The organism is Sulfitobacter rhodophyticola (assembly GCF_041281685.2).
Lineage (GTDB): Bacteria > Pseudomonadota > Alphaproteobacteria > Rhodobacterales > Rhodobacteraceae > Sulfitobacter.
Window position 1 is genome coordinate 3,711,279 of record NZ_CP166251.2, and the last position, 14,483, is coordinate 3,725,761.

General features: G+C 61.0%; 9 protein-coding genes. 7 read left to right on the forward strand and 2 right to left on the reverse strand.

The window, feature by feature from the left end; all coding sequences use genetic code 11:
• Positions 1–38: 38 nt before the first annotated feature.
• Positions 39–2,462, reverse strand: coding sequence for a GcvT family protein (locus AB4X18_RS19315; protein ID WP_432816925.1), 2,424 nt, complete (start codon positions 2,460–2,462; stop codon positions 39–41).
• A 198-nt stretch (positions 2,463–2,660) separates the two neighbouring features.
• Here AB4X18_RS19315 and AB4X18_RS19320 point away from each other — a divergent pair, with 198 nt between their 5' ends.
• The 3 genes from AB4X18_RS19320 to AB4X18_RS19330 all read left to right on the forward strand — a co-directional run bounded on the left by AB4X18_RS19320 (position 2,661) and on the right by AB4X18_RS19330 (position 6,229).
• Positions 2,661–3,068, forward strand: a complete 408-nt coding sequence (locus AB4X18_RS19320) for a universal stress protein (protein WP_370401598.1) — start codon at positions 2,661–2,663, stop codon at positions 3,066–3,068.
• A gap of 115 nt (positions 3,069–3,183) precedes the next feature.
• On the forward strand, positions 3,184–5,601 hold the full coding sequence (locus AB4X18_RS19325) for a GcvT family protein (RefSeq protein WP_432816926.1): 2,418 nt from the start codon (positions 3,184–3,186) through the stop codon (positions 5,599–5,601).
• 28 nt (positions 5,602–5,629) lie between these two features.
• Entirely contained in the window at positions 5,630–6,229 is a 600-nt protein-coding gene (locus AB4X18_RS19330) for a nucleotidyltransferase family protein (protein ID WP_432816927.1), read from the forward strand.
• Positions 6,230–6,700: 471 nt separating this feature from the next.
• On the opposite strand, the gene AB4X18_RS19335 is transcribed toward AB4X18_RS19330, so the two are convergent.
• Positions 6,701–9,958, reverse strand: a complete 3,258-nt coding sequence (locus tag AB4X18_RS19335; RefSeq protein ID WP_370401600.1) for a tandem-95 repeat protein — start codon at positions 9,956–9,958, stop codon at positions 6,701–6,703.
• 982 nt (positions 9,959–10,940) lie between these two features.
• Here AB4X18_RS19335 and AB4X18_RS19340 point away from each other — a divergent pair.
• The 4 genes from AB4X18_RS19340 to AB4X18_RS19355 are packed head-to-tail and all read left to right on the forward strand — an operon-like array spanning position 10,941 to position 14,483.
• On the forward strand, positions 10,941–11,594 hold the full coding sequence (locus tag AB4X18_RS19340; RefSeq protein WP_370401601.1) for a TetR/AcrR family transcriptional regulator: 654 nt from the start codon (positions 10,941–10,943) through the stop codon (positions 11,592–11,594).
• A 13-nt stretch (positions 11,595–11,607) separates the two neighbouring features.
• Positions 11,608–12,654, forward strand: a complete 1,047-nt coding sequence (locus AB4X18_RS19345) for a C4-dicarboxylate TRAP transporter substrate-binding protein (RefSeq protein WP_370401602.1) — start codon at positions 11,608–11,610, stop codon at positions 12,652–12,654.
• A gap of 3 nt (positions 12,655–12,657) precedes the next feature.
• Positions 12,658–13,182: a TRAP transporter small permease subunit gene (locus AB4X18_RS19350; protein ID WP_370401603.1), complete on the forward strand. Its 525-nt coding sequence runs from the start codon at positions 12,658–12,660 to the stop codon at positions 13,180–13,182.
• Complete coding sequence (locus AB4X18_RS19355; RefSeq protein ID WP_432816928.1) at positions 13,179–14,483, forward strand: TRAP transporter large permease; 1,305 nt, start codon at positions 13,179–13,181, stop codon at positions 14,481–14,483. The genes AB4X18_RS19350 and AB4X18_RS19355 overlap by 4 nt, the downstream gene beginning before the upstream one ends.

Here is a 14,483-nt window from a genome sequence, read left to right on the forward strand (position 1 = left end):
CGACGCGTTCAGTCCCGCAGGACGCACCACACCCCGTCTTATGCCCGCAGGCGCGCACCTGCTGGATCAAAAGGCGGCTCTGCCAGCACCACGGCCTTGTGCGCCTGACCCAAAACCATGACGTCCACCTCGTCGCCTGCACTCACGTCCTTCACAAATCCAAGCGCCAAAGACTGGCCGACCGAATATCCATAGGCCCCCGAGGTCACGCGCCCGATGCCTTGACCGTCCTTGAATATCGGCTCTCCGCCCGAAGCGTCCGCATTAGATGCCTCAGTCTGCGCCGCGTCAAGCGAGAGGATCACCAACCTTTCGCGCGCCGCTTGCGCCATCGTGTCAGCAACGGCGGGTTTGTTGAGGAAATCCTTGTCCATCTTGCACAGCCGTGCCAGCCCGACTTCCTGCGGCCAGTACTCCGGCGAGTATTCCCGCCCCCAGGACCCATAGCCCTTCTCGATCCTGAGGGACATCAGCGCGCGCGATCCCACTGGACCGGCCCCCACTTCCTTTCCCGCGCCGACAAGCGCCGAAAAAAGCCGTCCCTGATCGGCTTCGTCGCAATGCAACTCCCAGCCCAGATCCCCCGTGAAGCTGACCCGCAGCGCAAGACAGCGCACGCCCGCAAGCTCCACCCAGGCGGATCGCATGAACGGGAAATCGGCTGTTGCAAGCGAGGTATTGGTCAGCCGCTGCAGCATCTCGCGCGCCTTTGGGCCGGCAACGTTGAAGCCACACATGGCGTCTGTTCTGCTTTCGAACGTGGTGCCTTGCGGCAGTGGATGCGCGGCAAAAAAACGCGTGTGATACCGCTCCGCCATGCCGGAACCAATGATCCAGAACTCCTCAGCGCCCAGCCGTGTCACGGTGAAGTCACCCGCGATCCCACCGTTCACGCCAATGAGCGGCGTCAGGCAAGATCGTCCAACCGCCACAGGCATGCGGTTGGCAAAGAGCCCGTTCAGCCAATCCTCCGCCCCCGGTCCCGCGCAGCGGTACTTGGCAAAGTTGGAGATGTCGATGATCCCCGCCTTGTCGCGCAGCATCCGGCATTCGGTGCCTACCTGATCCCACCAGCCCTGTCGGGTAAAACCTTCGGTTTCGTCCTCCGCCCCCACGGGGTAGCCGTAGTAGAGCGGATGTTCCCAGCCGTAATTCAACCCAAAGACCGCCCCCAGATCACGCTGCAGCTGATACGCAGGGCGCTTGCGCATGGGCCGACCCGCGCTGCGTTCCTCGTTCGGGAAGTGTATTTTGAAACGATTGGCATATTGGTCGCCCACCCGCGCCTTGGTAAAGGCCGCATCGGCCCAGGCGCCAAACCGCGCCACATCCCAGGCAAACATGTCATAGCGGCTTTCGCCCTTCACGATCCAGTCCGCCGCAAGCAGCCCCATGCCACCCGATTGGCTGAACCCCGGAATGATCCCGTTGCAGCAGAAGTAGTTGCCCAGTTCAGGCACCGGCCCAAAGAGCACATTCGAATCCGGTGACCAGATCATCGGCCCGTTGATCACCCGCTTGATGCCCGCGTCGCCCACTGCAGGCACCCGTCCAATCGCGCGCATCATGTTGTCCTCGATCCGCTCGAGGTCATCGGCAAAAAGCTCGTGTCCGAAGCCCTGGGGCGTGCCGTCCTCGGCCCAGAACCGCAGGTCTTTCTCATAGGCACCGACCAGAAGGCCCTTGCCCTCCTGACGCAGATAATATTCCCCGTCCCGATCCGCGACCGAGGGGAGCCGACGATCAAGCCCGGCGATCTCGGCAATGGTCTCGGTGACGAAGTACTGGTGTTCGGTGGGTTGCAGCGGCAGCGTCACACCCGCCAGCGCCGCGACCTCACGCCCCCAAAGCCCAGCGGCATTGACCACCCATTGCGTGGCAATATCGCCCTGCTGCGCGCGGACAATCCATGACCCATCCGGTTGCTGTTCGGTCCCCGTCACAGGGCAGAACCGGATGATCTCCGCACCGTTCTGCCGCGCACCGGCGGCATAGGCATTTGTGACACCCGACGGGTCCACATTGCCGCCGTTCTCCTCAAACATGATGCAGCGGATGCCATCGTAATCGACCAACGGATGCAGGGCCTCCGCCTCCGCCCGGGACACCTCCCGGAACGGCATGTCATAATATCTGGCCTTGGCGGCCTGCAGCCGCAACTGATGCTCCCGCGCTTCCGTCTGCGCCAGATAAAGGCTGCCGGGCTGGAACACCCCGCAGGATTGCCCGGTTTCAGCCTCCAGCGCGTTGTAAAGGTCCATCGTGTAGTTCTGGATGCGCGTGATGTTGTTGTTGTCGTGCAACCCATGAATGTTGGCCGCTGCATGCCAGGTGGACCCACTTGTCAATTCGTCCCGCTCCAGCAGGACAACGTCCGTCCATCCCAGTTTGGTCAGGTGGTACAGGATCGAGCATCCGATGACGCCGCCTCCGATAATGACGGCTTGGGCATGTGTGCGCATGGGATGGGTCCTGTTCAGATGGCTTTGCAGGCCATCTTGGCCCCTTCCACCACCCACAGATCACCCAATGACGACATTTTCGGTCGCAGTGATACAAACAGCGACAGAACCGCAGATGGCCACCGGTTTGCTTGATGCAAATCAATGCCGCAGGCGGGCGATCCGGCTAGGGTGACCGCATAGATCGGAGAAAACCCCATGTACAACAACATCCTTGTTCCCATCGCCCTTGATCATGAACACCCCTCCGGGCCCTCGCTCGACATTGCCAAGCGGCTGCTGAACGAAGGGGGTACCATCACCGCCCTGCACGTGATGGAGGAACTGCCTGCCTACGTCTTGCAACACATCGAACAGGGACAGCGGGACACACAGCGCGCCGACTTCGAGAAAGCGCTCAAGGCAGAAATCGCCGACGTTCCGAACGGAAAGGCGGCGCTTGTGATGGGGCATTCGGGCCGGACGATCCTTGATTACGCCGCCTCCCACGACAACGATTGCATCGTGATCGCATCCCACAGGCCGGGTTTGCAGGACTATCTGCTCGGCTCTACCGCGGCCCGCGTGGTGCGCCATGCCCAATGCGCGGTGCATGTGCTGCGCTAGGCCGCCAGCCCCGCCCGGGATCTTCCAAAGCGGCAAATCCTGTCGTTTTTGAACCAGCGCGCAAAGGGACAAATCGCAACTGTGGCCGCATATGAGAAAGGGAGAACGCCGCCACATGCAGACCACCACCCGAGTTGCGATCATCGGCGGCGGCGTTGTCGGTGCGTCGGTCCTTTATCACCTGACCAAGCTGGGCTGGTCGGATGTCCTGCTGCTGGAACGCTCTGAACTGACTTCCGGCTCCACCTGGCATGCGGCGGGCGGCTTTCACACGCTGAACGGCGACACCAACATGGCCGCGCTGCAGGGCTATACCATTCGTCTTTACAAGGAGTTGGAAGAAATCACCGGCATGTCCTGCGGGTTGCATCACGTGGGCGGCGTGACACTGGCCGACAATCAGGACCGCTTTGACATGCTGCTGGCCGAACGTGCGAAACACCGTTTCATGGGGTTGGACACAGAGATTGTCGGCCCCGAAGAGATCCGCAAGATCGCTCCGGTCACCAACACCGACGGCATCATCGGCGCGCTTTACGATCCGCTCGACGGTCATCTTGATCCATCAGGCACCACACACGCCTATGTACGCGCCGCGCGCATGGGCGGTGCCACGATCGAAACCCACTGCATGGTGACGGAAACCAACCAGCGCCCCGATGGTACATGGGACGTGGTCACCGACAAAGGCACCGTACACGCCGAACACGTGGTCAACGCCGGCGGCCTTTGGGCGCGCGAAGTGGGCGCGATGGCGGGCGTTTATTTCCCGCTCCACCCGATGGAGCATCAATATCTTGTCACCGAAAACGTGCCACTGGTCGAAGAAATGATGGCCGCGGGCCACGAACACCCCCACGTCATGGACCCCGCTGGCGAAAGCTATCTCCGCCAGGAGGGCAAGGGGCTGTGTATCGGTTTTTACGAACAAACCTGCCGCCCCTGGGCCGTTGACGGCACGCCATGGAGCTTTGGTCAGGACCTGCTGCAAGACGATTTCGACAAGATCGAGGACAGCATCAACTTCGCCTACAAACGCTTCCCCGACCTCGAACGGGCGGGCGTGAAAAACGTCATCCACGGCCCCTTCACCTTCGCCCCCGACGGCAATCCTCTGGTCGGCCCCGTCCCCGGCATGCGCAACTACTGGTCCGCCTGTGGTGTGATGGCAGGTTTCTCCCAAGGCGGCGGCGTTGGCCTGACCCTCGCCCAATGGATGATCGAGGGCGAACCCGAACGCGACGTAATGGCCATGGATGTCGCCCGGTTTGGCGACTGGATCACGCCCGGCTATACCCTGCCCAAAGTGATCGAGAACTACCAGAAACGCTTTTCCGTCGCCTACCCGAACGAAGAACTCCCCGCCGCGCGCCCGCACCGCACCACGCCGATGTACGACATATTCACCGCCATGGGAGCTGTCTGGGGCCAGCAATACGGCCTTGAGGTGCCCAACTATTTCGCCCAAGGCGATGAACCCACCTATGAAACCCCCTCCTTCCGACGCTCCGACGCCTTTGCCGCGACAGCGCGTGAAGTCAAAGCCGTCCGCAGCAGCGTCGGCATCAACGAGTTGCAGAACTTTGGCAAATATCGTGTCACCGGGCCAAAAGCCCGCCAATGGCTCGACAAAATCATGGCCGGGCGCATTCCCCAGCCCGGTCGCCTTTCGCTGACGCCCATGCTATCCCCAAAGGGCAAACTAATCGGTGATTTCACCGTTTCCTGTCTGACGGAAGACCACTTCCAACTCACCGCTTCCTACGGCAGCCAAGCCTACCACTTCCGCTGGCTCCAGCAACATCAAGAAGATGGCGTAAGTATCTGTAATATATCGGATCAACGCACCGGCTTTCAAATCGCAGGGCCCCGCGCCCGCGACGTGCTGGCCGCCTGCACCCGGACCGATATCTCCGACATGCGCTTCCTCGACGTGGCCCGCCTGACCGTGGGCCAAGCTGACTGTATCGTTCAGCGCGTCAGCTACACTGGCGATCTGGGGTTCGAGATTTACTGCGACCCCATGGACCAACGTCACCTCTGGCACACCCTTTGGACTGCGGGCCAGCCCCACGGCATGACCCCCTTCGGCATGCGCGCCATGATGTCCCTGCGCCTTGACCGGTTTTTCGGCTCCTGGATGTCCGAGTTTTCCCCTGACTATACCGCCGCTGAAACCGGCCTCGACCGTTTCATCAGCTTCAAGAAGAACACCGATTTCATCGGTCGCGCCGCCGCCGAAGCGGACCGCGCCACACCCCCCGACCGCGTGCTGGTCGCCTTCGAGGTGGACGCCGACGACGCAGACGTACACGGCTATGAGCCGATCTGGCTTGACGGCGCGGTCGTGGGCTTCTGCACGTCAGGCGGCTTCTCTCACCACGCGGGCAAATCCATCGCGTTAGGCTTCGTCCCTCGCGACCGCGCTGCCGATGGCCTGCAAGTCGCAATCGAAATCCTCGGGCAGATGCGCCCCGCCATCCTGATCTCAACCCCGCTCTTCGACCCAGAAGGCACCCTCATGCGTGGCTAAACCAATCCACAACCGCTAATCTGCCCGCATGACCCTGCCCGACCTGCCCATCCTGCTGCTTGCCGCCGGCGCCTCTGCCCGCATGCAAGGCCGCGACAAGCTGATGGAAGACGTGGACGGCCAGCCCCTCATCCGTCGACAGGCACAGTTGGCGCGGGCCGCGACCAGCGGCCCGGTGATCATCACGCTGCCGCCACCGCCCCACCCGCGCTACAGCGCATTGGAAGACCTTGAAATCCTCTGCCTGCCCGTTCCGGACGCGGCAACGGGCATCGCCGCCAGCATTCGCACCGGCGTTGCCGCCCTTCCGCCAGACACTCAACGCGCCATGATCTGCCTTGCCGACCTGCCTGATCTGACCACCGAAGACCTGATCACCGTCGCCCGGGCCGCACCGGATCAGGAACACTCCATCTGGCGCGGCGCAACCGCAGACGGAAGACCCGGCCACCCCATCGTCTTCGATCAGGTCCATTTCCCGGCGCTTGCAGCCCTGACAGGAGATCGGGGCGCGAGGAACATCATCAAGAGCTCAAAAACCGGTCTTATCCCCCTGCCCGGCACCCATGCCCTGAATGATCTGGACACGCCCGAAGACTGGGCCGCCTGGCGCGCGCGGCAATCCTGACCATCTCCCGACGCACTCCGCCCCCCTTCCAAATGGTTCAAAAAACCCGGGGGTGTGGGGGCTGGCCCCCACTGCTGCCTTGTGTGGGGGCTGGCCCCCACTGTTGCCTTGTGTGGGGGCTGGCCCCCACTGTTGCTTTGTGTGGGGGCTGGCCCCCACTGTTGCTTTGTGTGGGGGCTGACCCCCACTGTTGCCTTGTGTGGGGGCTGACCCCCACTGTTGCCTTGTGTGGGGGCTGACCCCCACTGTTGCCTTGTGTGGGGGCTGACCCCCACGGGCGCCCATTCAACGAATGCCCCCGCCTGCCTGACGCTCAACAGCGTGAGCACACCTTCAAACGCCACCACAGCAAAACCAAGGAAACGGAGTGGTTTCCCACTCCGTTTCCCGGTCTGCGCCTATTCAAAAACAGGGCAACAGCTGCATATTCGAGCGTGCGCCCCCGACCGCACGCCTCATTCTGCGCAAAGTTTACTTCGAAAGAAGTTTCGCCTCGTGCTTCTTGAGAGAACGCCGGGCGGACGTGTAACCGTCAATGCCCTGTTTCGTTGCAAGCTCCGGAAAGAGCTCCAGGATTTCGCCGCGCTGTGCGTCACCGATACCTGCCAGCGACATATCACCGGGCTGGAAGCTTTCCGTCCAGGTACCATCCGAAAGGATGACCTCGTGGTGATCGAACAGGATGTGGATGTAGGTCGTGTGGGAAACATCAACAACATCGATCCCTTCCATGTGTGTCAGGTGCTTTGCCGCGACCAGCACTTCGCGTTCTTCGAAGAACAGCGCCGTCTTGTCGTTGGCGATCAGCACCCGGTGGTTGGGTGACACCATCATGTCCCGTTCCGGCAGGTCATTGCCAAGCGCACCCTGACGGATCAGCACGGGTTTGAGGTGTGCGGCCTGCTCGAACTCCGCGCCGGTCATGCCCCGGGCACCGATCCAGCGAATTTCTTGCATACCGTTGTCGCGGGTGATGATCCGGTCGCCGACCTTCAGGTCTTCGACCAGACGCTCCCCCTTTGGGGTGGCAATCTTTGTGCCGGGCGTGAAACAGGGAATGACATTCTCGATCTCCTCGAACACCAGCGATCCTGCATCATTGCCGTCTTCGTCGAAGTAGTTGACGATGCCATCTTCCAGATCATCCGAGGTATAGGTCACCGCAAGGCTGCCGCCCGCAGGGGCAGAACCGCGCAGATCAAGCGTGTCGTTGTCCACAGGGCCTTCGCCGCCGTCGACTTCATCACCGGCGTTCACGTCCGAGAACGTATCTTCGCCCGCGTCGCCGAACAGAACGTCGTCGCCTTCGCCACCGCGAATATCGTCGTTGCCGTCACCCCCTTCGATGGTGTCATCACCCTGACCCCCCATCAAAAGATCGTCACCGGCACCACCATCGATCTGGTCGTCGTCGACCTGACCGTCAATGGTGTCGTCACCGGTACCCCCGAGCAGGAAGTCATCGTCGTCGGCACCAAAGATGACATCGTTGCCGGCACCCCCTTCGATGGTGTCGCGCCCATTGTCAGGGTTGCGATCGGGGGAGAACGGATTGTCCGCCGTGGGTTCGTCCGGAATGTCCAGCACATCAAGGCCAAGATCGGGATCGTTGCCGCCATAAAGCGTATCATCGCCCGCGCCGCCAAAGATGACGTCGTTGCCTTCACCACCCACGACACGGTCCGCGCCTTCGCCCGCATCGACGATATCATCGTCGATCCCTGCGTTGATCACATCCTCGCCGGTGCCGCCATCGATCGTGTCGCGGTCATCACCAGTGGAGATCGTGTCGTTCCCGGCACCGCCATCGACACTGTCCCGGTCGTCTTCGGGATCGGTGTCGGGGTCAAAGCCCAGCGTATCGGTCGCCGCTTCCGGGTACCCCAGATCAGGGGCCAGATCGCCGTTACCGGTGGTGATGTCGTCATCCCCTTCGCCACCCTGAACGGTATCGCTGCCCTGTCCGGCAATGACGGTATCATCACCGTCGCCCGCGCGGACAAAGTCGTCATCCCCTTCGGTTCCCGGCAGGATCGCATCACCGGCGTCAATCAGATCTCCGTCAGGATCACCAAGGTAATCCACATCGATCAGGTCACCGTCGTCGGTGCCATCGACAAATCCATCACGGACCGGGTCGGCCACGGTCACCGTATGGATCGCGCTATCGGTCAGACCCTCTTCATCGGCGATGGTATAGGCAATGGTCGCCGTGCCGGCAAAGCCCGCCGCAGGCGTAAATGTCACCGTGCCGTCGCCGTTGTTGACAAGCGTCCCCTGTTCCCCGGGCACCGTCGCTTCGATCACGCTCAGATCATCGCCATCCACATCGCTGTCATTGGCCAGCAGATCGACCGTGACCGCCGTCTCGAAGGGCGTCTCATCCGAATCATCCACCGCATCGGGCGCGTCGTTCACCGGTACGACATTGACCGCGACAGTCGCCGTGTCCTCGTTCCCGTCCGGGTCCTGCACGGTGTAGGAGATCGTGGTCGGCCCGTTGAAGTTCTCAGCTGGGGTAAAGACCAGACCCTCTGGCGTGATCTCAACCGTGCCATCGGGGCTTGTCGCTTCGGTGACGGTCAGCGGATCACCATCAGGGTCGCTGTCGTTGGCAAGCACATCCACTGTGACAGGCGTGTCTTCGTCCGTCTCGGCCGCATCATCTTCAGCAACTGGTGCGTCATCTACTGGAACAACCGTAATGGTATGAAGGGCGCTGTCCTGCAGACCCTCCGGGTCTTCGATCGTGTAAGAGATCGTCGCCTCTCCCGCAAAATCAGGCGCAGGCGTGAAGGTCACTGTGCCATCGCCGTTGTCGACCAGCGTGCCCTGTTCCGCAGGTACGGTCGCCGCAACAACGCTCATGGGATCGCCATCAACATCCGCATCATTGGCCAGCAGATCAACGGTGATCGCGGTATCTTCATCGGTGCTGTCGGCGTCATCGACGGCATCCGGCGCGTCGTTGATCGGGTTCACGATCACGCTGACGGTCGCCGTATCGGTGCCGCCGTTGCCGTCATCCACGCTATAGGTGATGGAGGTGTTGCCGTTGAAATTTTCCGCAGGTGTGAAAATCAGCGCGCCTTCGGGCGTGATTTCAACAGTGCCGTCGGGGCTTGTGGCCTCCGTCACGGTCAACACGTCGCCATTGGGATCCGTGTCGTTGTCGAGAACCGGAATGATGACGGCAGTATCTTCATCGGTCACCGCGCAATCATCGACCGCGTCGGGCGCACTGTTGTCTTCGAAGACCAGATTGTCGATCGCGCCGGAGCCGCTGAAGACCACTTCGAACCGGCTGGTGCCAGGCACATCGAACTGCACCGTGCTTTCGCCACCATCGCGGGTCGGGCCGATGAACTGTTCGTCGATGACGTTTCCTTCATCATCCAGGAAGCGCACATAGGTCCCCTCGCCGGAGGTTTCCTCGATATCTTTGAAGGTCAGCTTCTTGATGCGCACAGGGCCGTCGAAATCAAAGGCGATCGTGCCGCCGCACCAGTTGTCATCGGGATCGCTGCTGTCTCCATCCTCTGAAATGATCAGCAAACCACCCAGCGTGTCTGACGCCAGATCATTGTCACCCCCCGTGGGATTGGCGCTGTCGAATATCATTGCCTTGCCGGATCCACCGGTTGCGGAAATGGTCACACCTTCGTCGGCATATTCGGTATCGACAACGGTGCCTGCGGCAAATGCGTTGAAATCAAGTGTTCTGATCATTGGAAATACTCCTAAAGCTGGCTGCACGCGGCGCGCAGCGCGGCCGGCTTTGACATAGGTGCAATGGTAAGGCTGATGGGCGCGATGATGGGCGCCGGACACAGACAGGCGTGCGACGCCCTTGTCGGTGTTTGGCTCTGGTAATTCATCTCATCACTCCGATCATACTCGTTATACCGCGGGCGCATTGGCAGCAGGCCAAGACGACACGCATCTTCAACGCAAGTCAGATGGGAGAAGCCCAAAACGCAGGCAGCAGACGCCGAAGTCACCTTCGGTCCCCATGAATACGGTCGCAAACACCACGGCGCACACATGTCTCCCGCATCACTCCGATGCGCAAAAATGCGGTCGCCCCCATGACCTACAAACAATGCCCCCCAGTTGGGCAACATTAGAAATACCCAGCAGATTGCCTCAAACAAAGGGAAAAATGTCCAAAACTTGTCAGCATGTCGTCAAGATCATCACAACCCTGACATGCATGGCGGATCTGACCACCCGTATTTCGCATCTATTGTTTCCCGCCAATTGGCTCGAAAAACTTGCGTTTCCTCATTTTTATATGCGCTTAGTGCCTATCGCCAATTGAAGATCTGTCATCCAGAAAAGCAAATTGTTCGCTCGGCAGAAACAGTGCGCGCGCCGTTATCTTCGTCAAAATCTCGGCATGATTTTGCCTTAGTTAACAGAGTTGTGTTCTCAATCCGGAACCAATGACGCCGAAACGGGCTGACTGATGTTCGGTTTGATCGGCTTCCTGCCACATTTATGTCGAATCGAGTCGAATTCTCGCAAATCTGAAAACATCCACCCGCTCCGCCCGCGAAACCACCTCCAGACCGCAGAAAAATCCTGCATTGAAAAAGGGCCTGAAACCTCACCACCACGCGTGATGCTTGCCGCAGAAGACACGCATTGGTTCGCATGTGAACCTGTTGAACCATATTGACTGACCGATCAGTCAGGATATGCTCACCCCATGCAGCACGAAGCGTCTGTCCTGACACCTGCGCCGCCCACGGCCATCGAACGGATCATTTCCGCGGCTGAGGTCGCGTTCGCGGAACGCGGGTTCGATGGTGCCGGGATGAAAGCCATCTCGCGACGCGCCGAGGTCAGCCAGGCCTTGCTGCACTACCACTTCGGCAGCAAGGATCAGCTTTACACCGAGGTCGTGAAAAGACGCTCGAAGGTCATCAATGACGAACGCATCGCGATGCTGGCGCGGGTTGATCTCAAAGACCCCGATGCATTGGCGCATATCCTTGAAGCGCTGTTCCGCCCACCGCTGGGCCCTGCGGGAGGCGATCAGGCCTATACGCGCATCTTCGGCGGCCTCATCATTGGACAGGAACGCGAAAGGGCACTGGTCAAGGAATGCTACGACCCGACCGCGCAGCAATTCATCAAGGCGCTACAGGCTGCCATTCCGGGCATGAGCCAGAAGACCGCCGCGCATGCCTATACGCTGGCGCTTGGCGCGCTGGTCGTCGTGATCAGCCGCGATGGGCGCATCGAACGGCTGATGGGATCGGAAAAACAGCGCAGTCTGGAGGAAGTGCTGCAGGGCCTGATCACATTCGGGACCGGTGGCATCATGGCGCTGGCCGCAAAGGAAACACAACAGACCTAACTGGGAGGAAACCATGAAAACGAGACTGAAAGCGCTGCTTCTGGCGGCAACCACGGCCTTGCCCGCAGGCGCCATGGCCGAAACGATCAATGCAAGCGTAGCCGCGGGCCATCCGCCGGTCTTCCGCTGGGTCAAGATGATCGACGAGGTCTTTGTGCCCGCCGTGACCGCAAAGCTGGAAGGCACCGACCACAGCGTGTCCTTCACCGGCCAATACGGCGGCTCCATCGCCAAGGTGGGCGAGGAACTCGAAGCGGTGGAGGCCGGTCTGGTGGAAATGGGCACCTGTCAGGCACTCTTTGATCCTGCCAAGATGGCACCGCAGAACGTCACCTACTACACCCCCTTTGTCAGCGATGATGTGCGCAAGGTCAGTGACCTTATGCACCGCTTGCAGCTTGAAGATGCCAACATGCAGACAAGCTACGACAACAACGGCGTCGTCTATGTCGGCGCGCCAATCGTCATCGACGACTACCTTTTGATGACGAATTTCCCGGTGAATTCCCTTGCGGATCTGGACGGCAAGAAGATCGGCGCGCCGGGTGCCGCGCTGAACTGGCTCAAGGGAACGGGCGCGGTAGGTGTCACCGGCAACCTGACCACCTATTACAACGAGATCAAGACAGGCGTCTTTGACGGGGTGATCGTCTTTGCCTCCGCCGCCCTGCCCGGCAAGCTGTTCGAAGTGGCCCCCTACATCACGCGTGCGGGGCTTGGCGCGCAATATGCAGGCTCGATCTGTGCCAATGCGGATTGGTGGAACGGTCTGCCTGCAGAGGTGCAGACAGCCATGACCGAAGCCGCGAATGAAACCGGCGAATGGTACGTCTCCAATCTGGAGGCGGCCGTGACAGGCGCGTTCGAGGCAATGGGTGCCGCCGGTGCGACAATCACCGATGCCCCGCAGGACATGCGTGACGCCTGGGCCGCGGGGATGGACAACGCGGCCAAGTCCTGGGCCGCGGACATTCCCGGCGGGACAGAGGTGCTGTCCACCTACATGGAGGAGATGCGCGCCGCAGGTGCAACACCACTGCGCGACTGGGACAAAGAATAACCCATGAACGCAGCTTCACGACAGGATCCGGCGCCCCTGCGGGCGCTGGACATGTGCACGCAGGCGGCAAATGTCGCAGGTTCCTTGCTGATCGTGGGCCTTGTCGTGTTGATCGGTGCGGATGTGGTGGGTCGCAACCTTTTTGCCTCTCCCATCTCGGGCGTGCCAGAGATGGTCAAGTTGTCCATCGTCGCGATCGTCTTCCTGCAGGCACCGCAGGCGTTGAAGGCGGGGCGCATGACCCGGTCCGATGCGCTGATTGAACGGATCAATGCGCGCTTTCCCACGCTGGGCGGCGCGATGGAAACGATGTTCGACCTGCTGGCGATGCTGGTGATCGGCGCGATATTCTACGCGACCTACCCGATCTTCATCCGCTCCTGGGTGCGCGATGACTTCGTGGGCGCGGCGGGTGACTTCACCGCGCCCACCTGGCCCGTCAAGCTGATGATCCTCATTGGCGCGGCATTGCTCACATTGCAATTCTTCGCCCGCATCCTGCGCCGCTACCGGAGCGTGATCCCGTGACCCCTTTCGACATCGGCCTGATGGCCCTTGGCGGCATGGGTCTTTCCGTCATGCTGGGCATGTATGTCCCCATTGCCCTGATCCTGATGTCGTTTCTCGGCGTCTGGGCCATCAAGGGCTCCCCCCTGCTGGCCGCCAAGATGCTGGGTCTGGCCGCGAACGACGCGATTGCGAGCTACTTTTTCGGCGTCGTGCCGCTGTTCGTCCTGATGGGGTTTCTGGTGTCGGAAAGCGGGATCGGGCGGGATGCATTTGACGTGGCCAATTCGATGTTCCGCAAAATCAAGGGCGGGCTTGGGGTTGGCACGGTCGCCGCCAACGCGATCTTTGCCGCCGTCACCGGCATCTCCATCGCCTCCGCTGCCGTCTTCACCAAGATTGCCGTGCCGGAAATGCGCAGGCACGGCTATACCAACCGCTTTTCGGTGGGCGTGGTCGCGGGCAGTTCCGTGCTTGGGATGCTGATCCCGCCGTCGCTGCTGCTGATCCTCTACGGCCTGCTGACCGAACAGAGCATTGGCGATCTCTTTGTTGCAGGCATCGGCCCCGGCATCCTGATGGCGGTCATGTTTGCCCTCGGCGTGGTGCTGATGGCGGTCTTCATGCCGACGTTCACAGGCCAGACGCTCAGCGCCGGGTCCGAGGCGCTGAGCGGCCCCGAACTGATCAGCAAATCCATCCCGCTGGCCAGCCTGATCATCGTCGTGCTGGGCGGCATCTATGCCGGCTTCTTCACCCCGGTGGAGGCAGGCGCGGTGGGTGCCATCGGCGCGCTGATCATCGGCCTCCTGAAACGCCGCCTTGATCTGCCCGCCCTGTGGCGCGTGCTGGTGGAAACCGGGCTGGTCACCGCCGCCGTCTGCTTCCTGATCATCGCCGCACAGATGTATTCGCGGATGCTGGCCTTTTCCGGCGTGCCGAACGCCTTCGGTGAAATGGCCGCCACCGCCGATCTGGGGCTGATGGGACTGATCGTGCTTTATGTGGCGGTGGTCATCGTGCTGGGCATGATCCTCGACAGTTCATCGATCATGCTGATCCTCGTGCCGCTGATGCTGCCGATCCTGAACCCGATGGGGGTCGACCTGATCTGGTTCGGCATCGTCACGGTTGTCGCGATCGAGATCGGGCTGCTGACCCCGCCCTTCGGCATATCCGTCTATGTCATCAAATCCACGCTGGATGATCCAGACATCAGCCTTGCCGACATCTTCATCGGTGCCGCCCCCTTTGCACTGATGATGCTGGCCTGCCTTGCGCTGATCATCGCCTTCCCTGCAATCGCCACCGGCCTTTTGTAA